Origin of the sequence: Roseivirga spongicola (assembly GCF_001592965.1) — a bacterium.
In the GTDB taxonomy this organism is placed as follows: domain Bacteria; phylum Bacteroidota; class Bacteroidia; order Cytophagales; family Cyclobacteriaceae; genus Roseivirga; species Roseivirga spongicola.
Genome location: NZ_LRPC01000001.1, coordinates 366,067 through 388,308 on the forward strand (window position 1 = coordinate 366,067; position 22,242 = coordinate 388,308).

At 40.2% G+C, this 22,242-nt stretch carries 20 protein-coding genes; 8 read left to right on the forward strand and 12 right to left on the reverse strand.

Annotated features, from left to right (window positions below; all coding sequences use genetic code 11):
- Nucleotides 1-12 precede the first annotated feature (12 nt).
- Complete coding sequence (locus AWW68_RS01600; protein WP_068215878.1) at nt 13-1,539, forward strand: type IV secretory system conjugative DNA transfer family protein; 1,527 nt, start codon at nt 13-15, stop codon at nt 1,537-1,539.
- 5 nt (nt 1,540-1,544) lie between these two features.
- Here AWW68_RS01600 and AWW68_RS01605 read toward each other — a convergent pair whose 3' ends face one another.
- Together AWW68_RS01605 and AWW68_RS01610 are read right to left on the reverse strand one after the other, a co-directional pair.
- Nucleotides 1,545-1,910: a hypothetical protein gene (locus AWW68_RS01605; RefSeq protein ID WP_068215880.1), complete on the reverse strand. Its 366-nt coding sequence runs from the start codon at nt 1,908-1,910 to the stop codon at nt 1,545-1,547.
- A gap of 32 nt (nt 1,911-1,942) precedes the next feature.
- Nucleotides 1,943-3,292: a hypothetical protein gene (locus AWW68_RS01610; RefSeq protein WP_068215882.1), complete on the reverse strand. Its 1,350-nt coding sequence runs from the start codon at nt 3,290-3,292 to the stop codon at nt 1,943-1,945.
- 185 nt (nt 3,293-3,477) lie between these two features.
- On the opposite strand from AWW68_RS01610, the gene AWW68_RS01615 reads away from it, so the two are divergent.
- From AWW68_RS01615 to AWW68_RS01645, 7 genes are all read left to right on the forward strand, one after another.
- Complete coding sequence (locus tag AWW68_RS01615) at nt 3,478-3,939, forward strand: hypothetical protein (RefSeq protein ID WP_157717481.1); 462 nt, start codon at nt 3,478-3,480, stop codon at nt 3,937-3,939.
- On the forward strand, nt 3,929-4,597 hold the full coding sequence (locus AWW68_RS01620; protein ID WP_157717482.1) for a hypothetical protein: 669 nt from the start codon (nt 3,929-3,931) through the stop codon (nt 4,595-4,597). Before AWW68_RS01615 ends, AWW68_RS01620 begins: the two co-directional genes overlap by 11 nt.
- A gap of 27 nt (nt 4,598-4,624) precedes the next feature.
- On the forward strand, nt 4,625-5,383 hold the full coding sequence (locus AWW68_RS01625) for a hypothetical protein (protein ID WP_068215888.1): 759 nt from the start codon (nt 4,625-4,627) through the stop codon (nt 5,381-5,383).
- Nucleotides 5,384-5,476: 93 nt separating this feature from the next.
- Nucleotides 5,477-6,238 carry a hypothetical protein gene (locus AWW68_RS01630; protein WP_068215890.1) on the forward strand — a complete coding sequence of 254 codons (762 nt, stop codon included), beginning with the start codon at nt 5,477-5,479 and terminating at the stop codon, nt 6,236-6,238.
- Nucleotides 6,239-6,350: 112 nt separating this feature from the next.
- The gene (gene mobF / locus AWW68_RS01635) at nt 6,351-9,110 is read left to right on the forward strand and encodes a MobF family relaxase (protein WP_068215892.1); all 2,760 of its coding nucleotides are present in this window, start codon (nt 6,351-6,353) and stop codon (nt 9,108-9,110) included.
- Nucleotides 9,103-9,450 (forward strand): hypothetical protein, encoded by a 348-nt coding sequence (locus AWW68_RS01640; RefSeq protein ID WP_068215894.1) that lies wholly within the window; start codon nt 9,103-9,105, stop codon nt 9,448-9,450. Before mobF ends, AWW68_RS01640 begins: the two co-directional genes overlap by 8 nt.
- A 20-nt stretch (nt 9,451-9,470) precedes the next feature.
- Nucleotides 9,471-9,944 carry a hypothetical protein gene (locus tag AWW68_RS01645; protein WP_068215896.1) on the forward strand — a complete coding sequence of 158 codons (474 nt, stop codon included), beginning with the start codon at nt 9,471-9,473 and terminating at the stop codon, nt 9,942-9,944.
- A gap of 4 nt (nt 9,945-9,948) precedes the next feature.
- Here AWW68_RS01645 and AWW68_RS01650 read toward each other — a convergent pair whose 3' ends face one another.
- The 10 genes from AWW68_RS01650 to AWW68_RS01700 all read right to left on the reverse strand — a co-directional run bounded on the left by AWW68_RS01650 (nt 9,949) and on the right by AWW68_RS01700 (nt 22,242).
- Nucleotides 9,949-10,623 carry a hypothetical protein gene (locus AWW68_RS01650; RefSeq protein WP_068215898.1) on the reverse strand — a complete coding sequence of 225 codons (675 nt, stop codon included), beginning with the start codon at nt 10,621-10,623 and terminating at the stop codon, nt 9,949-9,951.
- A 30-nt stretch (nt 10,624-10,653) separates the two neighbouring features.
- Nucleotides 10,654-11,310 carry a hypothetical protein gene (locus tag AWW68_RS01655; RefSeq protein WP_221405961.1) on the reverse strand — a complete coding sequence of 219 codons (657 nt, stop codon included), beginning with the start codon at nt 11,308-11,310 and terminating at the stop codon, nt 10,654-10,656.
- Between the two features lie 991 nt (nt 11,311-12,301).
- Nucleotides 12,302-14,800 carry a heavy metal translocating P-type ATPase gene (locus AWW68_RS01665; RefSeq protein ID WP_068215908.1) on the reverse strand — a complete coding sequence of 833 codons (2,499 nt, stop codon included), beginning with the start codon at nt 14,798-14,800 and terminating at the stop codon, nt 12,302-12,304.
- Nucleotides 14,801-14,816: 16 nt separating this feature from the next.
- Nucleotides 14,817-16,118 carry an APC family permease gene (locus tag AWW68_RS01670; protein WP_068215909.1) on the reverse strand — a complete coding sequence of 434 codons (1,302 nt, stop codon included), beginning with the start codon at nt 16,116-16,118 and terminating at the stop codon, nt 14,817-14,819.
- An 11-nt stretch (nt 16,119-16,129) separates the two neighbouring features.
- On the reverse strand, nt 16,130-18,472 hold the full coding sequence (locus tag AWW68_RS01675; protein ID WP_084375536.1) for a multicopper oxidase domain-containing protein: 2,343 nt from the start codon (nt 18,470-18,472) through the stop codon (nt 16,130-16,132).
- 91 nt (nt 18,473-18,563) lie between these two features.
- Nucleotides 18,564-19,322, reverse strand: a complete 759-nt coding sequence (locus AWW68_RS01680) for a hypothetical protein (protein ID WP_068215913.1) — start codon at nt 19,320-19,322, stop codon at nt 18,564-18,566.
- Nucleotides 19,323-19,350: 28 nt separating this feature from the next.
- A complete protein-coding gene (locus tag AWW68_RS01685; RefSeq protein WP_084375537.1) occupies nt 19,351-19,803 on the reverse strand; it encodes a DUF2231 domain-containing protein in 453 nt (150 codons plus the stop codon).
- A 15-nt stretch (nt 19,804-19,818) separates the two neighbouring features.
- On the reverse strand, nt 19,819-20,277 hold the full coding sequence (locus AWW68_RS01690) for a YybH family protein (protein WP_068215916.1): 459 nt from the start codon (nt 20,275-20,277) through the stop codon (nt 19,819-19,821).
- A 224-nt stretch (nt 20,278-20,501) separates the two neighbouring features.
- Entirely contained in the window at nt 20,502-20,963 is a 462-nt protein-coding gene (locus tag AWW68_RS01695) for a hypothetical protein (protein WP_157717483.1), read from the reverse strand.
- Nucleotides 20,964-21,450: 487 nt separating this feature from the next.
- Nucleotides 21,451-22,242, reverse strand: coding sequence for a cation transporter (locus AWW68_RS01700; RefSeq protein ID WP_185101176.1), 792 nt, complete (start codon nt 22,240-22,242; stop codon nt 21,451-21,453).

Consider the following 22,242-nt stretch of genomic DNA (forward strand, 5'->3'; position numbering starts at 1 on the left):
GATCGTACTTCTATGGGTCTCTTTGGAAAAATCAGTAAACAACCTAACCTCGAAAAAATTCTCGATCAGGAATTATACAGGGTTCCAACCACGGACACCTCAATTTCTTGGGCTGACAGTCTTGAAGGAACATTAATAACCGGAGCCACCGGCAGTGGTAAGACTTCAGCAATTGGAAAATATGTGGGGCAAGCCATGCTTAACAAGGGATTTGGCATGGTTATTTTCTGTGCAAAGAAGGAAGAAAGAGAAAGATGGGAGGCTTATATAGAAGATTGCGGCCGCACTGAAGATAAGATCGTATTTAACAAAGCAAGCGGATTAAAATTCAACTTTCTTAAGTATGAGTTGGACCGAGACGGGGATGGTTCAGGTGATGTCCTAAATGCCCTGAACATTTTGATGAATCTCAATGAACAAAGCCGCATATACCAGAGTGGTAATTCTGGTAACAAAGATGAACGCTTCTGGGATGAGTCATTAAGGAGATTAATTTCCCGGACAATTGCCTTACTCCGTCTTGCAGGTGAAGAGGTGAGCATCTACAACATGCGAAAAATCGTTGTTAACTGTTTTCGAGACGAAGATGCCAAGCGTTATTTCAATCTTACGAAACTCGCTTTTAGTAATGAACAAATAGATAAACGGGTAAAAGACCAAGCCTTTCAGGATTTAACCGAGTGGAAGTCATCTAACTATTTTGTCGAGGTCATCGATATGATCATAAGTGGCCCATATTACGGTTCTGAAGAAACAGATGTTATCCTTGACTATTGGTTAAAAGAATTTGCCAATATTTCGGATAAAACAGCCTCAATAATAATTGAGAGCTACATGGGGTGTGTGGAAGCTTTTATCGGAAATGGCATTCTAAAAGATCAATTTTCACAAGGTTTAAGTAAAGAGTTAGCCCCTGAATCAATAATCAAGGGGAAGAAGATTCTCATCATTGACTTCCCTGTAAAAGAGTTTGGTTTGAGTGCTATCTATGCCGCAACTATTTATAAAACTGCATTCCAAAACGCATGCGAAAGACGGAATTTAACAGATGAGACAGACCCCAAACCAATTGGGCTATTCATCGATGAATACCAAAGTTTTTGCAATCCTGTTTCAGACAGTCTCTTCCAGGCTACCGCGCGAAGTTCCTGGGTTGCATGCGTGTACATTACACAGAACATCAACAACCTCTTCTTTGTAATGGGGGATAGCCAGCCTCAAGCCCGGGCATATAGTCTTCTTGGGAATTTGAACCTCAAATACTTCGCTAACAATGCTGATATCACCACAAACGAGTGGGCTTCCAATCTTATTGGAAAACATTGGATTGATGTTTATTCGTCTAGCTACAACAAAGACAGTGATTTAACCAAGTCCAAATCAATGCAGTTTCACTACAAGGTTACCCCAGATCATTTTACTACCCTAAAAACGGGTCGAAAAGAGAATGGTCACAAAGTTCAAGCACTGGTATTCAAGCCTGGAAAGCTTTGGGATGATAAGGATTCCAATTTTGCCATAGTGGAGTTCAAACAGTAGGACTATTATCCAAGCACACTCACTTGTTGAATATTCCTGATTTGCCAGTCTCTAATGTATTTCAGATCAATTTGATCAGGGTTACCCCTTTCTAAACACTTAACAAGTGCATCAATTTTTTGGTCATCATTCAATTTCACTCTTGGAGATTGAGAATGTGCCTTTTCCTTAATTAGCTCCAGCAACATTTGATTTTGAGCATCAGTTAACTCGGTACCACCTGCACAGATCATCAAACTTATTGCTGACAAATCAGGGTCCCAATTATGTTGTTCTAAAGTTTCAATGGCTATTGAAATTAGGTCTAAATCTTCTTCCTTCTTATCCGAGGCATTTCTGAAAGAGTTCAATAACTCTGTTAACTGTAACATCAAGTCGCTCCAAAAATTAGTACAAATTTAGTCTAATCCTTTTCCAAATTGCTGTCAACAAATTTTTCCATATTGTCGTGAACGAATGTTCTAATTGCGTTTGCAATTTCTCTTCTTTCTTTCTCGGAAGACAAAGATTTATAGATATGCTTATTGATTACATTAGTACTTATTGATTTGATCCTGTCTGAGACATATAAATCATTATATATAAGCATTATATACTTGCAGTGTGCCAATGCCCAACCTAGTTGAACTAGAGAATATGATGCCTTATTAACATTAGTAATTACCAGAATAAAAAACCTTGTTCTCTTTAACAATTTTAGGCTATCTATTGATTTTAAATCACTGGCAGGCATATTGGAATCAGTCTGCTTACTAATAAGCTGCACTTTTTCATTTTTCAACGCACCTTCAATTTCCAAAATCAGTTTATCTACATTTTGGGGTTGGCCGACCTTTTCTGAAGAACCATTTTGTTTAGATGAACCTTGAGGTGTTGCCAAATATACTCTAGGTATTTCCAGCTCAAGAAACCTATTTTTCTTATTCTTTAAAGGCACATACTCATCTAAGTATACTTGTAACTCATCAAGGCTAGGCACGGTTCTGGGAACGCTTCTATAGTTCCTTTTCTTTAATGAAAGATATTGTTTGATCGCTTCAGGAATAGCTATAAACGCCTTTGAGTTTAACCTATAGGAACAAAGAATTGGTTTCATCTCATCTTCACTGAATTTTTCATTCGTAATCTGGTGAAGTACTATTAGACCTGAGTAAACAAACTGTTCATCATAAGTTGTATAAGTCCCTAACATTATCTCATCATTAGGATTCATATATACTGCCTTTATATGAAGTTCACGTGTAGTGTTAACTGGATCATCTTTTAAATCAAAATATATAACCTTCCTATTCCCTTTGATTATTTCATAAGTCCCAGAATAGTCTTTGCTGAAACCATCAACAACGTTTTCCAACTCTGCTACATTTCCAATTGAAGTTTCCAATAAAGCCCTAGCTATTTTCAGGTGTTTACTTTTTCTTTCCGCTACAGATAGAAAATAAAAAAACCATTTTTTATCAACGAAATTATCCCTTCCACTCTCTGCAATAAATGTCTTTGCTACTTCAATGAATTTCGGCCCCTCTACGGATATCTTCTCATAGAAGCCTTTTTCTCGAGCATTTAATTTGGAAAATGATATTTCACCCTTGTGAGAGCGTGCGGCCCGGACGAGATAATAACAATAGGTCCGTGACCATGACTTAAAATTAGATTTCCTATACCATTCTTCATATTTCCACCATCCACCTTCCTGTTTTCCTACGATTTCACTGTATTCTAAGATAGAGTCTAATAGCTGCTCATTTTTCATATGTGTGCACTTAGTTTTTCGAAAACTATCCAATTAAATCCAAAAAATCCAGATTGGATTTTAAAAATCCAATAGTACTCGATAAATCCATTTAAAAACTCTAAATGACTGTAAATCAGTTATTTAGAATTGTTTTTATTGATTCAAACAAACCATATTTGTCAAAACCAATCTTGAAAAAGGATATGAAACTAAGACTAACATTGAAACAGTGGCTACTTCTCATACTGCAAGGTGGTAATGAAGAGGAGTCCAAAAAAAGAGATAAGTATCAGAGGCTATCCAAGTCCAAAGTGATTGCCGAATGGCGGAGAAAGTCTTTTGATAGTGCCTCAAAAAATATAGCAGACAAAGAAGTTATCTCCCAGGCCCAAACTGCCATGTCTGAATTGAAGATTACTACCTCTTCAATTTATGACCAGCAAATAATTGAAAGCAAAAACTCCTTAAAGGCAGACGAACAAGAGTTAGAAAAAATCAATGCCGACCCTAATGCTTACCTCCAAATGATCATTAATACCCTCCCAGAGGCAGACCATCAAAATGTCACAAAATTAATGGTGGAGCTGACTAAGGTTCAGGATGACCTTCAAAATACTACAGTAAGATTATTAGAACTCCAAAACGAATACAATAATGATAAATGAATTAGAAACCACCGGAAACAGCAGTGTGTACAGAAAGTCATACTGGTTTGTTGTGATAGTGTATGTCATTTTATGCACTGTCTTGAATCGCCCCACATTCGAGGAATTTTCAGGAGGGATCTACCTCTTCGGTTTGATCCTTTCATTGTGCATGAGCATTGTAGAAATGAAGCTGGCACAGTTCATAGGGAAGTCTTTGGCTCTCAAAAGATGGAAAAGAGCAATTGTATCATTCATGGTTGGCTTGGGTATGGTGCTATACCTTGTAAGTAAACAAGTCGACTTTGGTTTCGGCCTGATCATTCTTCTCGTTTTTATGGTCGGCATTCTTTTCTCGTATGGTTATGCCATTGATGAAGAGAAATTCAGAATCCCCAGACTCATAGCCTTTCTGACTAATAAAATTAATACCCTCAAAGGAAGTAAAGTCCAGTTAAAAAACGACCTAACCAGAGCGCAAGATCAATTGGTCATTAAAGCCCAGGTAATTATGAATAACAAAGTTGAATCACTCAACAAAAGCATTGCTTCCACCTCAAACAGAATTGAAAAATTGTCAAAAGAGAAAGAGGCTGAGTTAAAGTCAGTTGAACATCTCGAAAGAGAGGTAATTGCTGAAATTAAAAGAGGCTATTATGACTTTGATGAAGTAGCCTAACTATTCAATCCTTAAAACTTTATATCCATGAAACTATCAAATGAAAACCTTTTCAATGCATTGTCCCTGATCGGGGCAATGCTACTAATATCAATCATAGCAACCTCTTGCCAGGACAGAGACCCTTTAATAGGAGACAGTTATGAGTATGTTCTGCTCATTGATGTATCAAAATCATACGAAGATTCAAAAAGTAGTTTGATCGGGGATATCTTACATTCTGCACTTATGAAAGAGATGGGAATTGAGGAGAACTCACCAACCAATATTGGCGCCAGAATTTATTTCTCTTACATGGGCAAGTCATATCTACCTATTGTGAGTAAAGCGGAGTTAGAATCTAAGATATGGATGCTGAACCCTAGAAAGGATAGAATTAACGAGGTTAATACCTTTTACAATCTATCCAAGCAGCAAACCAATGATCTACTATCCCGTAATGCCAATGATCAAATAAGTAACCTCTATAGAGGAATGCTGAATGGTTTATCCCAAATGGATCATTCTGCCCAGCATCGAAAAATGATAGTAATGGCTGATTATTTAGAATCTTCAGTAATTCTGGAAATGGGAGACTATTTAAAGCAACCCGAGAAACTTCAAACTGACTATGAGAAACTCAAAAGCTTACTGGTCGCATCAGAACCTATTTCAGATGAATTCAAGGGTACTGAGATTATCTTAATATGCCCGGAATACTATCTGGTCAGCTATGAAGCCGCTAAATTCTGGAGACGCTTCTTTGAGGAGCATGGCCTGATCGTTTCGATACGACCTAGCTACTAACCCCCCTCACTATCTATTCAAAGTACTTTCCAAGGCTTGGTAAAGGCCTTGCCTTGGATCGCTTTGTCTTCTCAAAATCAAACCTTCACAGCTATGATCACCAAAAAATCAAATCAAGACATCAAACCCCGAAAGAAATGTTTCGGTGATAGTTCAATCATTTTCGGAGCCACGAAGACTGAGGTTTACAAACTTCTATTCAGCAACCCATCCCTGGCTCTTTTAAGGCTTTTGGGTCAATGGATAGAGTTTACTACAGCCGCGCTTGCTAATTGCCAAAACACCGTGTACCGCAATCAATTTGGATTATTGAACCAAGGTATAATTCTCACATTCAGTTCAGTGGGACTTGCTCTAATCGCAAACTCGGAACATTCATATCTGGCCTTAGGCTCCATTTCACTACTGATGTTGCCAATTCTGCCATTTTTTTATGATTGGGATACTCTCTATTCGTGGGCCTTTCTTGACATACGCAGTCTGCCACTTCTTGTGTACTCAGGTATAATGCTTTTGACTGGCCTAGTGAACACAACCATGATTTACATCGGAAAAGGCAATCCGGATGACATGAGCAAATCTGGTGAAAGCTGGATCCTCTTAGGGTTAAACAAACTTTTTTCAAAAATCAAAAGATTAACAAAAGGACGTCTAAAGCTGAAAGCCAACGAGTTTGTAGTTAACGCTTTTGTTGAATGTGGGATCACGGTATCCATTGGATACTACTTTTGGACGGAAGTACAAGACCATACTTTTGGGTTATTCTGCTTTTTGATGTCATCTGCCGAATTCTTTAACCAGATCAAATCCAAAACAGCTCAACTTAATCGACAGGCTTATTTGAATGCATCATGAGGTCTTTTTACAACCTTGACGTGTAAGTCAAAAACAGATACAAACTTTCTATCAACAGCCGGACTCTATCCAGCGACTCAGTACAAATCACCCACATACAAACAGAAGAACGATGCTTGGAATTAATGTTTTCAAGGATGTGAAATCTGCATCCGATTACTATATCAACCTTTCCCATGAAAGTGCTTATTATTTAGAGCATGTGGTCAAGGCGACCTGGTTTGGAAAAATCAGTAAGCGGATTGGCTATGACGGTGTCCAGGTCAAAAGATCAGATTTTATCAGCTTTGGTAGAGGACAGGTTCCAAATTCAGATATCAGGTTCAAAGTAAGAAAGGTGGATAACGCCAGAAGCTATTATGATTTCACTTTCTCCGTTCCCAAGAGCGTATCATTGCTTTATGGATTGACCAGGAATGAAGCCATCCATCAATGTCATATTCAGGCATATAAAACTGTTTTAGTGGAGATCGAGGCAAACGCCCAGAGTCAGCATAATTCAGCGACTCAAAGAGGATGGGAGACATGTGGAGAACTCCTAATTGCAAATTTTGACCATTTTTTAAGCAGACCGTGTGAGGTCAAAAAGGATGGGGAAATTATATATGTATCAGATCCTCAGATACATACACACTGTCTAATCCCGAACGTAACATTTAGCCATATCAATAACCGGTTTCAGGCCCTTGAGCTAGGCAATTCAGTTCATCGACAGGCCAAATATTTCGAAGCTGCCTACCACTCATACTTAGCCAAGAATCTTGAAAAATTAGGCTTTAGGACAAGGATAACCCGTGATCGTTTCGAGCTTGTTGGCATCAGTCGCGAACAAATCATGCTTTTTTCAAATAGAACAAAGACAATCGATCAGGTTGCCTTGGAAAAAGGTATCTCGAATAAGTCCAGCAAGTCCAAACTCGCCCTTCTCACCAGAAATGCGAAAGCCAAAGTAGTCGGAGAAGAAGAGCAATACGAGCACTGGAAGAGCCGACTGAGCGAAAAGGAATTTGAAGCTCTATTCAAATTGAAGAATCAGACGATTGATAAAAGAGATAGTATTTCAGCTGACTTAGCTATTGAAAAATCAATTCAACACCATTGTGAAAGGAACTCCGCATTTAAGCAAAGTGATGTCCTGGCATACGCCCTCAAATTGGGCTACGGCACTTTACTACCCGAAGATGTCAAAGCGGCTCTAACCAGAAGAGATGACATTATCAAAGCTGAAATTGACACAGTCCCCTTTCTAACAACAAAGGACATGATCAGGCAAGAGTCTGAACTTGTCATGCGAGCCAATGAAGGAAAAGGTGCTTTCGCTCCAATCTTTCAGAACTACTCGCCTAAGCAACACCTATTGAACGATCAGCAGAAAAATGCGATTAAGCAAATACTCAATTCAAGAGATTTTATAACGGTCTTGAAAGGGAGTGCCGGTGTAGGAAAAACATCATTGTTAACTGAGGTAAGGGATGCAGTAGCTCTAACGGGCAAGCAACTATTCAGTCTTGCGCCCTCCTCTCAAGCCGTTTCCGTACTTAGAAGTAAAGGCTTCAAAGCAGAGACCATTGCCGGATTTCTTCAGAACAAAACTCTTCAAGAGAAAGTATTTGGACAGGTAATACTGGTTGACGAAGCAGGGATGTGCGGTACCAAGGTTACCAATCAAATTCTGACAATTGCCAAAGAAAAGAATGCCCGGTTAATTATGTCGGGCGACACCTCTCAACATGCTCCACCAGCACAATATGGCGACTCTTTGAGGCATCTGATTGAGAAATCACAGGTCCAAACCGTTACGGTCAATAAAGTAGTTCGACAGCAAAACGAGCCCTATCGCTCAGTTGTCCAATCACTGGCCAAGCATAGAACATACGAGGGCTTCAAAAAGCTGGACAAATTAGGAGGTATTATTGAAGAGCCTGATAAGGATAAAAGGCTGGATAAGCTGGCAGATATGTATCTAGACACCATTAAATCCAAGAAATCCTGCCTTGTAATTAGCCCAACTCATAAAGAGCTCAATCAGGTGAATAACATAATTCGTCAGAAGCAAAAGCACGAAGGGATGATAAAAGGAAAAGAACGTGAATTCAACAGATTACAGACTTTATCCTACACAGAAGACGAGAAAAAACTGAAGGCCAATTACGAGCCAGGTATGGTTCTGAGGTTTATTTCCAATAGCAAAGGTGATTATCGTGCCGGTGTTGAATTTGAAGTCATACCAGGTAAGAAACCCGATGAACTAAAGGTAAAGGATAAGAAGACCGGCACTGTCAAGAAATTACCTTTGGAACATGCCGATAGATTTGAAGTCTACCAGCAATCAAAAATCCATTTAGCCAAAGGCGATCAGATCAGGCTCACGATAAACACCAAAACACAGCAAGGCTCGAAAGCTTTAAACGGCACATCTTATTCTGTAACTGGCTTCACCAAAGCAGGTGATATTAAGCTTTCCAATGGAAAAACATTATCCAAAGACATAGGACATATCCGTTATTCCGCATGTGATACATCACATGCAAGCCAAGGAAAAGATGCCGATCATGTCCTTATTTCAGTTGATCCTTCCAATGGAAATTTATCAAGAGAAGGTCTCTATGTTTCAGTAAGTAGAGGAAAGCATTCCGCAAAGCTCTTTACTCCTGAAAAGGCAGAATTGAAAAAAGCAATAGCCAAAAGTGAGCAACGAATAAGTGCGCATGAAATAGCACAGCGACAGCAGCAACAAACTTTGGTGAGAAATCAAAGAAATCACCATCGTTCTCTCAATGAGAAGATAAGGGAACATGAGCAGACCAGAAGAAGAACACAACGGGCTTCACCAGGTATTTCAAACCAGCCAAAACCAAAGGGACATGAATAATAATGGGCATTCGGTTTCATTGCAGGATTATCAGCCCTATGCAGTGGCACATTCTGACGAGGCAGTGAAGCGTTTCCATATTCATATGAGAAGTGGCGAACGATATAGCATTCCCTACTCTCTTCTTCCCATTTTTATCCTTAAGGGCAATCAGGAGCTGATCATTAAAGCCTATGAGGTTCAAATCACAATTTTCGGTAGAGGATTATCTGCCATTGAGGATGCTCTATCCAAGGAGGTTCTAACCTACATCAAAACCCACCCTTGCGGAAAGGATGATGGAGAGTCATCCGTTTTTATTGAAAAAATCACACTCGAAGGAGAAAATCTTATGCATTAAATCATTTTAACCCACTGAACATGAAAAAGACTCCAGATCAAAAGGAAGACCATTTAGCACCAACTCAAATCCCCTCCGCGAATGACAGCAAGAAAGTTGAAAAGGCAGGTTTAACAGATCATGAATTAAGAAACAGGCTGGATATGATAAATAAGTACAGCAGAACACCTGAAGAATCATTCGGCATACAGAAGATTGAAAAGGAGTACATAGAGGAACTTAGAAAACGCGAAGAGGTTCGTGAAAAGGCATCCTTAAACTACTCGATGGGTGTTCAGGCAGGGCTACAACAAGCACCTTATGAGCAAATCAAACTTGGTTATGAAAGCCAGGATCAGGAATTAAGGGATGACATTATAGAAAAGGCGAAAGCTCACTACAATGCCAATAATAGTCTTTCTAAAGACTTTAAAGAATCCAAACAGCCTGAACCAAGTCTATTCAAGCACAATTTTGATAAGGCCAGATGTAACAGTAAAGAAAACCGCGATTAAGGTTCTATTTTGAGCCATCTCCTTTAATAGCTTCCTTTCTAGCATACTTACCGACGTCATAATATTCTTTGATTTTGGGCTCCCTTTCATGCTTTGATAGGCGAATAGTGATATGCTGGGTCTTAAGCAATAAGCGTATTGTTGGATAGAGTAGTGAGCTAACCCAAAAAAGAAGTACGAGGTAATGTAAATTTATGGCTAGTCCCTCAAAGATATTATTTAGATAATTATCCAATCTGAGCGGAGGAAATAGGCCTCTTATTATTAGAATTAGAAGAACCAAATAGTAAAATCTCCGAAAACCCTTTTTTCTTCCCAGTTTCTTTTTTGATAACATTGATGAGACCACCAAATAATTTATGGTCGCCAAGGATATAGCCATAAATGGAATTTGACCTAATTGACTTAAAAGTAAAAAAAGAGCAACAAAGGCACCGATTGCACAGTAGCAAAAGCTTTTAATATGTCGATCTGATTCAGCCTTGAAATAATCATTTAAATCCTCAACAAGCTCATCGCCAAGGTTCAATGATTTAACGATTGTTTTGAGATCCTCATCAGAGAACCTTTTTGAGGATGCTCTAATTAAGTCTGTTAATAATCTTGGTATAGCTAAACCTACATTTACAACACATAATATGCTGAAAAGAGTACTATACTTTTCATACGAAAAATCCATTTAATGAAATGTGCGTGACGAAAGGAAGAACTAGATTGAAAATTCTTTTCTCAGATTGTCCATAGACTTCAAAACATATTGATCATAATCTTCAGCAATAGGCACTGAATCATATTGATATTTATCAAAACATTGCTTTAAAGAAGCATAAAAATCTGGATCGTTAAAATTTAACGTAGCCTTTCTTTTCTGTATGTCATATTCAAATCTTACCATTCTATCGTCGGCAATGGTGAAATGGAATTTTTGATTATCCGTAGTTAAACTGAAGCTATTATAATTAAGAGGCAATTTAGAAATACTAATTCTGTCCTGAAATCTCGATTTCAGAGCCTTGATGAAATTCAGGGATTCGGAAATATCAACATCATTTTCAAGCACAATGCTCAAACGGGACATGGGGTTTTTTACTAAAAACTGCTTGATTGAATTCAAATATGCATACGACCGTTCTCCAGTTTCACTATGTAAACTATCAGCAAAAATGTATACCTCATCTTTTGCCTTTTCAAAAATCTGAGTTAGCGCAAATTCTGCATGCTTTCCGTTTCCATTGGCAAAGGGCTGATCTATCTGATTATTAGCCAAATTAAGAAGCAATATCTTATAAACATCATCTATAATTACTTCCTTTGGCCTTTCGCTAACCACCTGAAATATGCTCTTTATGTCTTCTATCAAATTCATTTTATGATGTGTGTTACGATTTCTTTTTGTCATAGCCATTAACGTATTCTTCCCAATGCTCTTTATGACTCCTTTGAGCGTATTCCATAATCGCTTCCGTACAGAATTGCGATTTTGAATTTGGCTTTGTAGCCTTATCATTAATGATATTATCTACAAGCTTTAAGAGATCACTGGTTACGTTAAACGTTATCTTTTTTTCTTTCTTATTCCCCATTGTCAGGTGCCTCAATTCAAATTTGTGCCGAAATTACAAATTTGAGCCGAAACGCCTAACATTTTTCTATATATAACCTACAATTCCCAGTATTTCTATAGAGAATGTATTGAAATATACGGAAAAAGTAAGGAAATGGATTCATAATCTGATATTCTTCTTCCTGAAATTATCCACATTTAAGGCATACTTATCCACAAAGTTACCCACATAATAGGGTGTTTTAAACTCCAATGCCTGATATTAAGCAGTAATCTACAGATATACAAGACCTTAGCCTCTTCTATAAGAGCTTTTTAACAACAATTATCTTGAATCTTATTTCGAAAAGACCACTTTGGGCTAATTTGGTTCAATTTTAAGCTCATCAATACTGTTTTAAAGGTTGACACCGGTATCTAACAAGATAATTTAGATTAGTTATAAATAGCAGTTTAAGGACTAATTGTCCAATTTATACAAGCTCAATCCTTTCCATACGGCACTACTCAATCTATCTCTTCAAACCAGCATCCTTCTTTCCGAATAGGCTAAGTTAGCCCCACCCAAGTAAACACCAAGAGACTACGGCATAAAGCCAACGCTCAAAAAAGGCCATGCCTGTTTATTCCGTTTCCTCTTGGCTTATTTCTTGGGCTTAGCAATTGACGGCCTAAGGAAAGAAAATGGGGAGGTGTGAAATACTTAGGGCGTCAGTGATCCAGTACAGTTTTGCGATAAACTTTTATTTTTGATAAAAAGCTTGGCTTAATCTATCAGTAGAGTTTATCTAATTTATTTTCCTCTAAGCCTCAAACTATTACCTATGACACTTACAGAACTTAGACTCATTGCTAAAGCAGCAAGCATCGGGCTTAACAGAAGGCCAAATACAGGGAATAGAATACCTGCGGCAATGGGTACTCCCAGCACGTTATAAACAAAGGCGAAGAATAAATTCTGCTTGATGTTTCGCATAACGTCTGTGCTCAGCTTTCTAGCCCTTGCTATGCCATCGAGTTCCCCTTTTACTAAAGTCAGGCTGGAACTTTCAATGGCAACATCTGTTCCGGTGCCCATGGCAATTCCCACATTAGCTTGTGCCAATGCTGGAGCATCATTGATCCCATCGCCAGCCATCGCCACTATTTTTCCAGCTTCTTGCAATGCCTTGACTTTTTCGTATTTATTTTCTGGCAACAAATCTGCTTCATATCCATCCAACCCTAGTTTATCGGCTACTGCTTTGGCTGTATTTTTATTGTCACCGGTCAACATGATCACCTCAAGCCCCTGATCTTGTAAATGTTTAATGGCAGATGCAGATGTTTCTTTGATTGGGTCCGATACACCAATAAACCCGGTAATTTTCTTATCAATTACCACAAACATCACGGTTTCGCCCTCTAGCTGTCTTTTCTCTACATCTTTGTCTTGTTCAGTTTCCAGCTTAATGTCAAATTCTTCCAGCAATTTTTTATTCCCTATGGCCACCTCTTTTCCTTCTGTAATTGCCATTATTCCCTTACCGGTAATGGAGTTGAAATTGTCTATTTTTTGAGGTTTAAATCCTTTTTTCTCTGCGGCAACAACAATGGCATGTGCCAAAGGATGCTCACTGCTAGATTCTAAAGAAGCTGCTATTCTCAGTATATCGTCTTCGCCATAATTCTCCGAAATGGATTGCACATTTTGCAAGGATGGCTTGCCCTGTGTAATGGTGCCCGTTTTGTCAACCACCAAGGTAGTGACCTTGTGCATTTCCTCAATTGCTTTGGCATCTTTGACCAATATGCCCTGTTTGGCCCCCTTCCCTGTTCCAACCATAATAGACATTGGTGTGGCAAGGCCTAGAGCACAGGGGCAAGCAATTATTAAAACTGTGACGGCACTGGTAAAGGCGTACACAAATCTTGGATCTGGTCCCCAAATGGCCCAAACAGTAAAGCAAACGAGGGCAATTACCACCACAATAGGCACAAAGTAGCCTGACACTCTATCGGCCAAATTTTGAATTGGTGCTTTGGTCCGGCTGGCCTTATTTACCATCTCAATGATTTGCGAAAGCAGCGTATCACTTCCCACTTTCAGGGCTTTCATTTGAAAAGCGCTAGTGCCATTTATTGTGCCTCCAATCACACCATCTCCAACTTTCTTCTCTACGGGAACGGGCTCCCCCGTGAGCATGGACTCATCAATGGCGCTATTGCCCTGTGTAATTTCCCCATCAACAGGGATCTTTTCCCCCGGTTTGATTTTAATAATGTCATTCAGCTTGACGTGTTCGAGGGGGATGGTAACTTCTTCGCCATTGCGAATGACTGTAGCCTCAGGTGGTACCAGATTGAGTAACTCTTTAATGGCCGAGTTCGTTTGGCTCCTCGCTTTTGCTTCCATTAGTTGACCCAATAAAATCAAGGTAAGAATGACCACTGCTGCCTCAAAATAGAGATGAACGGCACCACCTTCTGATTTAAACTGGTCGGGGAATATCTCAGGAAAGAGTAAGGCGACAATACTGAAAATGTAAGCCGAACCAGCTCCCAGCGTTATGAGTGTCCACATGTTTGGAGAACGGTGGATGATTGATTTAAAACCTCTAATAAAGAAGCTTCGGCAGGCATAAAAAATGACAGGAGTACTGAGTACAAACTGAACCCAGCCCCAGGTTTTATGGCTGGCAATACCTGATAGTGAAATACCAACCATTTCACTCATGGCAATAAATAGTACAGGTAATGTAAATATGACGGAAACCCAGAACTTGTTAAGCATGACTTTATAGGCTCTAAACTCTTCCTGTTCATCATTGCCGGTTGTTTTTCTCGGCTCAAGATCCATACCGCATTTAGGACAGCTCCCCGGGCCACTTTGAACAACCTCTGGGTGCATAGGGCATGTGTATTCTACCGTTTCCGATACTGATTTTTCCTTTTCCAAATCCATACCGCACTTAGGGCAGTCACCCGGCTTGTCATATTTTTTATCTCCTTCACAGAGCATAGGACAATAATACTTTCCCTTCTCACCCCTATCCCGTTTTTTGATTTCGGGCATAGGTTTAGATTCTTTTTTGTAAGTTCCGGGAAGGTGGATGCCATAGCGGCCACCGTCATTTTTGAGTGCTTCTTTTAATGTTTCAATCGAAACATGCTCTTTCATGTAAACTGTGGCTTCTTGTTGTTCCAAATCCACAGAAACATCAGAAATACCCTGCACTTCTTTGAGGGTTTGCTCTACATGATTTCTGCAACCGCTGCAGGTCATTCCGGTAATTTGGTAGGTATGTTTCATGTTTTTGCTTTCATAATTAGAAGGAAATATTCTTGGTTTTCAGAAACCATTTTTCTCCTATGAAGATAAGGATCATTGAAATAAGCCCCACATAAATGATAAGTTGGTCGGATGTTGCCTTTAACCACAAAAATGCTCCAAGGACTACACTATCCAGTATTATTGCGGTTACGACAATTGGAGCTTTAGCATTTACTTCCTTGCGAAGGTATCTCAACACTCCCCAATGAATAATAATGTCCATGGTTAGGTAAAAAATAGCTCCAAGGCTGGCTATTCTGCTAAGGTCAAAAAATATGGCAAGAACAATCGCGATTACAGCAATATAAACCAACATGTGTTTTTGAATTCCTCCAGGCATTCCAAAGTGGCTATGAGGAATCAAACCCATATCTGTAAGCATTGCCGTCATTCTTGAAACTGCAAAAATACTGGCTATAATGCCTGAAACTGTAGCAATAATTGCAATGCCGACTGTAAACCATACCCCGTATTTACCAAATGCCGGGCGTGCTGCCTCGGCCAACGCATAATCTTTTGCTTCTATTATTTCAGGGATAGTTAAATTGGCTGAAACTGCAAGTGCAACAAGCATGTAGGTGACCAAGCAGATGGCCAATGAAATGATAATGGCCCGCCCAACATTTTTGTTCGGCTTGGTTATTTCTCCCCCACTATTGGTAATTGTCGTAAATCCTTTGAAGGCAAGAATAGAAAGTGCCAAAGCACCAAGATAACTAACAGCGGAATAATTTTCTGACTTTTGGGCCTCTACCACATCATCCAATGAAAACCCGGTTGCCCAAAGGCCTCCTAAAGCAAAAATTACTATACCGCCAATCTTTAGAATGGCCATTACGAGTGAACTTTTCCCGATAAAGTTATTGCCTGAAATATTGACCAAAAAGGCAATTACGATTAAAGCAACTGCGAGAATCGGTACAAGGAGTTCCGAATTGTCCACATCAAACAATTGTAGTACATATGTACCGAAAGTTCTGGCGACAAGGCTTTCGTTGATGATCATTGAAAATGCCATGAGCAAAGAAGCAGCGGCTGTTATGGTGGTTTTACCATATGATTTTTTCAGGATCATTGCTATTCCTCCAGCCGAAGGATATTTATTGGATACTTTGATGTAGGAGTAGGCACTGAAACCAGAAATGATCGAGCCAAATATAAAAGCGACAGGGAAGAATGTTCCCGATAGTTCTGCCACCTGACCTAACAAAGCGAATATACCGGCCCCAATCATAACGCCAGTTCCCAAAGCAACTGCCCCAGTAAGCGAGAGGCTATTTTTGTTGTATTGATCCATTCTACTCTGATTTAAAATCTTATTGATAGACCAGCCCCCATACCGAAGCGATTATCATAGCTACCTACAAGCGAAACATTCTTGGAAAGCATATACTCAGCCCCTGCGCTCCAAACCACTTCATCGGAATAGTTGGCACCATTCTCGAAGTCGTTCACTAAACCAAAATCGGCCTGATATTCATAATAGCCAAATAGGGAGACCTTTGGAAAAACCATGACTGATCTGGCCAAACTTATTCTAGGCCTGAGCTCATTGTCCAGACGTGCGTCCAGGCTGAACAGGTAGGGGGTTAAGTAGCGTATACCAGCTACAGCCGTGGTATTGGTGTCGTCCAAGCTTTCAGGAACAGTGTTTTCAACATTAATACCAGCAAATACAGTAAGGTAGTCATATAAATACCGCTCATAGGTGAACTCTGCTTCAAAATTGTTGTTCCAACCATATTCTGCAGAGAGGTTAAATTGATTTCGAATATTAGCAGTGCTTAAATTGATTGCCGTCATATGAGAGGCCATATCGAGCATATTGAAAGAATAGTATTGATCGGTTTCATCAATCAACTTAGACACCGGATACTCATCCATCCTTGGATCTCTTGGAGTATCGTAACTGACAATGCGCGCCATTCCCGACATCATATGGTAAAGGATATGACAGTGAAAGAACCAGTCCCCTGTTTCTTCACTACCATAAAACTCAATGGTTATTTTTTGCATTGGGGGCACATTTACTGTGTGTTTTAACGGTGAGTATTCGCCATTTTCATTGATTACCCTAAAGAAATGGCCATGCAAGTGCATAGGGTGATGCATCATGGTGAGGTTGTTAAAGGTAATTCTGGTCACTTCCCCACCATTGATTTTTATTTTGTCGGTTTCGGACAGAGGAATGCCGTTCAAACTCCAAATGTACCTTTGCATGTTTCCTGTTAGATTGAGTAGAATCTCTTTTACTGGTAAATCGGGAGAGTAAGTGGTCTTTTCAGGCGCTTTTAGATAATCGTAATTATATTCTGAAAACATAGACATACCTTCCATGTTCTGCATTTTTCCTTCTTCATCTGCCATATCCATCTCATCCATGTTATGATGTGCCATGGTTGTATCTTTAGCCATATTCATGCTGCCCATCTGGTTTTTTGAATGAGCACCATGCATGCCATGATCCATTTCCTGCATGGCCCCCATTTCGTCTTTCATTTGCATTCCCCACTTTTCCATCATTTTGTAGGGTTCGTCTTTTTTGGGATTAAACTTGAGTGCAGGCGCACCCATTTTCATGTCCATTTCGGCCATTTTCATCATCATTCCTATTTTATCAGGCCTGGGTACGTCTGGCGCAAGAATTACATTTCCCTGTCCAAGGAATGCAGAGGTTTGGCCGGAACCGTCTTGAGCGGTAGCCCGGAACTCAATTTTTCCTTGCTCAGGTATGGTGACGATAAAATCGTAGGTTTCGGCTACTCCTATAAAGGTTTTATCATGTTTTACCGGCACAACATCAAGACCATCCGCAGAGACCAAGGTTGGGGATTCTCCTCCAAATGTCATCCAGAATGACGTTGAGGCAGCACCATTAATCACCCTGAGCCTGACTTTTTCTCCCGGCTTAAAATCCGGGTATTCTTGGGTTGTGGCTCCGTTGGTTAAAAAAGCAGGGTAGTAAATGTCTGCAATGTCAGCTCCTTCCATCCGTTGTTTCCAAAAATTCAATTGGGCTTTCAGCCCCCCTCTTGCTATTACTTGATTGAGCGGGGTTGCCGTGCCTTTTTTTATGTTGTACCACTCGGTCCCGCCCCTTAAAAAGCGTAGAATGTTATGAGGTTTTTCATTTGTCCAGTCAGACAGAACGACCACAAGTTCTTTTTCATATTGAAGGCTTTTTTCCTTAGGCTGAATAACGATAGAACCATATACCCCGCTCTGTTCCTGGAGCATGGTATGGGAGTGGTACCAATATGTACCAGACTGCCTCAGGGGAAACTCATACTTTTGGGTATGCCCGGGCTCTATGGGAGGTGTGGTAAGATAAGGAACACCATCATAAAAATTAGGAAGTAAGAGCCCGTGCCAGTGTATTGAAGTCTCCACATCCATTTCATTCTTCACATAGATCACAGCGTAGCCCCCTTCTTTAAAAGTAAGCGTTGGACCAGGGATTCCACCATTCAAAGTCATCCCCATAACCTGCTTACCGGCTTTGTCCACCATTTCTTTCCGAATGGTCAAATGATATGTGACAGTATCTGTTTGGGCGTGGGCGATGGAAACGTAGCCAAGCGATAGGATATATAGGAAGCAGATATAGCGAATGGCTTTCAAATGGCTGGCGTATATTTGTAATGTTTTCATTCTTCAATGTCTTTAATTGGTAACTGTTCAACTATGGATATTGATTATGAGAGGCAAGGCTGCACTTTGCAACCTCACCTTTACTCAAGGGTTATTCGTCTTCTAACTGCGCAATTTCAATTGAACGCAACATTAGTTTTCCGGTACCCTCTAGCATGATCCCAACAAATCCGTTTGGCATTTTGTCGCCATGACCATGCGTAACCATCTTATCGTTGAGGTAACCTTTAAAGTGTGTCCCAGCGGCAGATGCACGAAGGTTTATCCAGCCGGATGTGCTTTCAAAATCACCCTCATCAAAAATGGTTTCCTTTCCATTTACAATTCTCCCCAACTTCAGGTGGTTACCATTTATTGATACAAACTCATAATTCTCAGTGCTTTTGGCATGGTGTATCAGTTTCAATGTTCCATTAAAATTGCTGGGATCAACAGCGGCAATCATACCAATGTTGCCGTAGGTTTTGTGGAATACAAAGGCTGTTGGAGTTCCATCTGCCGTAAGTTCCAGTGTACTAACACCTTCGGTTTGCACCATTTTAGGTGCAATGTTCTGCGTTGCTCCTGTTATGTAGTGAAAGTCTGAGGCCAGCAAGGCAACAGCATCACCGCTAGGAGTCCAAATACTGGAACCTCCATTGTCCGGTGCTTCCTCGCCATGTGCATGTCCACCCATTTCTTCACCATGTGCATGCTCGGCAGTCTCATTCTCGGGTTGATGGTGAGCCGAAGCTTCCTCATGTTCAGGCATAGATGAGCTATCGGTCTTCTTTTTACCGTTACAGGAGCTCAAACTCAAAATGCCCGCTAAAAACAGTACTGTATAAACTATTGTTGTTCCTTTTTTCATCGTTGATGTAATTAGATTTTCGTTAAAATTATTTTGCTGTACCCACTCCATACTTATAGACCAGCTTTCCTCCCAGATCGGCTGTTTTGGCAACCAGCACCATGCCCGTTGCACCAAGTATGAACAGAAGGATCAGCACCCATTTTTTCTTATCGAGTCGCTGCCAAAAGATAAATAATCGCAGCAGGGCATAGCCACCCAGGTAATACAGCGTATAATGTGCCCAGTCAGAATGCTTGCTGGCTGTTACCTCCCCTTGCATGGGTACAGAAACCAAGTCAATGGCCTGGCTACCACTTAGAAAAGCTGCCAAAGCTGAAATGGCTCCTATAACATACATCCATATAGCAGCCCTTCTAAGCCATTCTTTAGTTCTGAAAACCAAAGAAAAATCGAACAGGACCGCCAACATCCATAATGCTATTGGAAAGTGGATGATCATTGGATGCAAGTTCGGAGCCCAATCTGGTATAAAATCCATGTCGATCTGGGTTAATTATTTGGCATTTCTTGAAGAGGTATGGGTCATCATTATTTTCCATTCCCCATTTTCCTTCTTTAGAATAGAAGTGGCCACACCTGATTTCTTTATTGTTCTATCGCCTTCGGGTAATACTATGGTGTAGATGTAGGTTTCGGTAGTAAAAGCATAAGGTAGATCCAGCTTTGTCTCTACTTTATAATCCGAGAACTTGAAAGATTTGAATTGACCAAGTTCCGGCCCCAAATGATGCTCCAGGTAGTGGACAAATGTACCTTCCACACCTCCCGATTCAAATATTTGTGAGTCGGTGGTAAAAAGGTCAGAAAGGCCAGTAATTTTTAGGCTTTCCAGCCCCTTTTTGTAGTCTTTCAATACTTGTTCTACAGCTTTGACTTCATTGCTAATTTGAGCATTGAGCATGCTGGCCCCTAATGTAAATAAGGCTATTAGTATCAATATTTTCGTTTTCATGTTTTTGTAATTAACGGTTCATAGGCCAGGTCGAATAACCGCTTTGTTAAAGCACTCGCCCAGACTAACTGCTTCAAGGAATTGCCGCTATGCAAAATCCTTGTAGCAAATGATGAATAGATGATTGTGTCCTGCAGATTTAATTGCATTGAGCAAATGCAGGAAAAAATGGTTTTTAAATGGTGGATATAATATTATTCACCCAAAAACTCTTGGAGGGGATTCTATATTATGAAAGTTTGAAACAGGACTTGTTTGCTTCGATCCTGAAATGGTGGAGGTAAATTAAAGTAATGTTCTAAGTTCCTACCTTGCTCTACCGGGGCCACTACCTTAGTTGAAGGAGGGAACCCAGTATAAAACACCTTTGCTATATGAAGAAAGGTGTAGGTTTTGCCCTGCTCTTTGAACAGTTGAGCAAAGAACTGTTTGGTTACATCTTCACAGCAGTCGTCATCATCCTCAGAACCATGGTTGTGGCCATCTGAGTGATCGGAATGTTCATGGCTATGTGCCTCTTGATTATTTGCAGGATGAGAACCTTCGTGCTGATGGGTTAGGCCAACCTCAAAACCACATAGAATATTCAAAAGAAAAACTGCTGACACCGTTAAGGTCAGAAATGCGGATATTCCAGTCTTCGATTTGCTATTCAGGTTAATCATCCAGTTAAATATATTGAGCAAAACTGGCTTTTAAAAGAAGGATGCCTACAATCTTACAATTTCGACAGTTTAGATATAGTTTCTGAAGAATTTTTCTCATTGGTAGAATTCCATCGCCATGAGGTATATCTTCTGCCATGCTCATGTTTTACTCTATGATTATGTCTATTACAGCAAGCTCAAAGCATTAAAGACTAGCACCAGTGTAGAGCCTTCATGGATTAAGACCGCGGTGCCGATGTTGGCAAACCTGAAAACTGTAGCAGGAATTGATAAGGCCACAATACCAAAACTCGTCCATAGATTTTGCCTGATTCTACTTTTTGATTTTTGCCCAGCCCAATAGCAAAGAGCAAAGTTTCAAGTTTGTCGGCCATCAGGGCAATGATGCCGAGGCGGCTATCTTTTCATAGTCGTCAGCATGGGATAAGTCCATTTTTAAATTTCCATCTCAAAGTGAGCAGCCTCCCACCCATAACCATCCATTCACTTATTTAGAGTATAAGCATCACTTTGCTAACTTTAATATTCTGATAGCTCCGCGCATCACGAAACCAAAAACGACCCCGCCTACGAACAAGTCAGGCCATTTGCTTTCCAGCCAGTAAACTAGTACCCCGGCCAGTATCACCCCTCCGTTGACGATGATGTCATTAGAAGTGAAAATTGCACTGGCCTGCATGTGGGCCTCTTTACTTTTTGCCTTGTTGATCAGCCATAGCGAGACAAGGTTACCTGCTAAAGCGAGCAGCGATACAATGATCATCCACTGGAATAGAGGCGTTTCGCTTTGGGTGAAAAATCTGCGTAATACTTCCGAAAAGCCAAGCAGTGCCAGCCCCATCTGAAAATAACCACTGATCTTTGCTACTTTTTTCTTACGGGAAATAGCTGCCCCCACCGCAAATAGACTCAGAGCATAAACAATAGAATCAGCCAGCATATCCAACGAGTCGGCTATCAGGCCCATGGAGCTGGATATCCAGCCGGTGGTCATTTCGGCTACAAAAAATCCAAAATTGATGCCCAGCACCCACCAGAGTATTTTCTTGTGTTTGGTCTCGTCTTCGGCAATGGGCATTTCTGCCTCAGAAGTACCTTGGAGTTGATCACTGAGGTTTAATTCACTGATGGCATTTTGTATAGGCAGTACTTCATCCTGATGGAAGACTTCCAGCTTACGTGCGGGAATGTCAAACTCCAGGTGTTTTACCTGGCTGAGAGGTTCCAGCTTCATGCGGATCATTTGCTCCTCAGAGGGGCAGTCCATTTTGGTTATTATGAAAGTACTTTTATTCAA

Bases quoted from the DNA above. Each gene is read 5' to 3' on its own strand.
- AWW68_RS01655 (WP_221405961.1), bottom strand. From the start codon at position 11,310: ATGAATTTGATAGAAGACATAAAGAGCATATTTCAGGTGGTTAGCGAA.
- AWW68_RS01640 (WP_068215894.1), top strand. From the start codon at position 9,103: ATGAATAATAATGGGCATTCGGTTTCATTGCAGGATTATCAGCCCTAT.
- AWW68_RS01600 (WP_068215878.1), top strand. From the start codon at position 13: ATGGGTCTCTTTGGAAAAATCAGTAAACAACCTAACCTCGAAAAAATT.
- AWW68_RS01625 (WP_068215888.1), top strand. From the start codon at position 4,625: ATGAAACTATCAAATGAAAACCTTTTCAATGCATTGTCCCTGATCGGG.
- AWW68_RS01680 (WP_068215913.1), bottom strand. From the start codon at position 19,322: ATGAAAAAAGGAACAACAATAGTTTATACAGTACTGTTTTTAGCGGGC.
- AWW68_RS01615 (WP_157717481.1), top strand. From the start codon at position 3,478: ATGAAACTAAGACTAACATTGAAACAGTGGCTACTTCTCATACTGCAA.
- AWW68_RS01620 (WP_157717482.1), top strand. From the start codon at position 3,929: ATGATAAATGAATTAGAAACCACCGGAAACAGCAGTGTGTACAGAAAG.
- AWW68_RS01690 (WP_068215916.1), bottom strand. From the start codon at position 20,277: ATGAAAACGAAAATATTGATACTAATAGCCTTATTTACATTAGGGGCC.
- AWW68_RS01630 (WP_068215890.1), top strand. From the start codon at position 5,477: ATGATCACCAAAAAATCAAATCAAGACATCAAACCCCGAAAGAAATGT.
- AWW68_RS01685 (WP_084375537.1), bottom strand. From the start codon at position 19,803: ATGGATTTTATACCAGATTGGGCTCCGAACTTGCATCCAATGATCATC.
- AWW68_RS01645 (WP_068215896.1), top strand. From the start codon at position 9,471: ATGAAAAAGACTCCAGATCAAAAGGAAGACCATTTAGCACCAACTCAA.
- mobF (WP_068215892.1), top strand. From the start codon at position 6,351: ATGCTTGGAATTAATGTTTTCAAGGATGTGAAATCTGCATCCGATTAC.
- AWW68_RS01650 (WP_068215898.1), bottom strand. From the start codon at position 10,623: ATGGATTTTTCGTATGAAAAGTATAGTACTCTTTTCAGCATATTATGT.
- AWW68_RS01670 (WP_068215909.1), bottom strand. From the start codon at position 16,118: ATGGATCAATACAACAAAAATAGCCTCTCGCTTACTGGGGCAGTTGCT.
- AWW68_RS01605 (WP_068215880.1), bottom strand. From the start codon at position 1,910: ATGTTACAGTTAACAGAGTTATTGAACTCTTTCAGAAATGCCTCGGAT.
- AWW68_RS01675 (WP_084375536.1), bottom strand. From the start codon at position 18,472: ATGAAAACATTACAAATATACGCCAGCCATTTGAAAGCCATTCGCTAT.
- AWW68_RS01665 (WP_068215908.1), bottom strand. From the start codon at position 14,800: ATGAAACATACCTACCAAATTACCGGAATGACCTGCAGCGGTTGCAGA.
- AWW68_RS01610 (WP_068215882.1), bottom strand. From the start codon at position 3,292: ATGAAAAATGAGCAGCTATTAGACTCTATCTTAGAATACAGTGAAATC.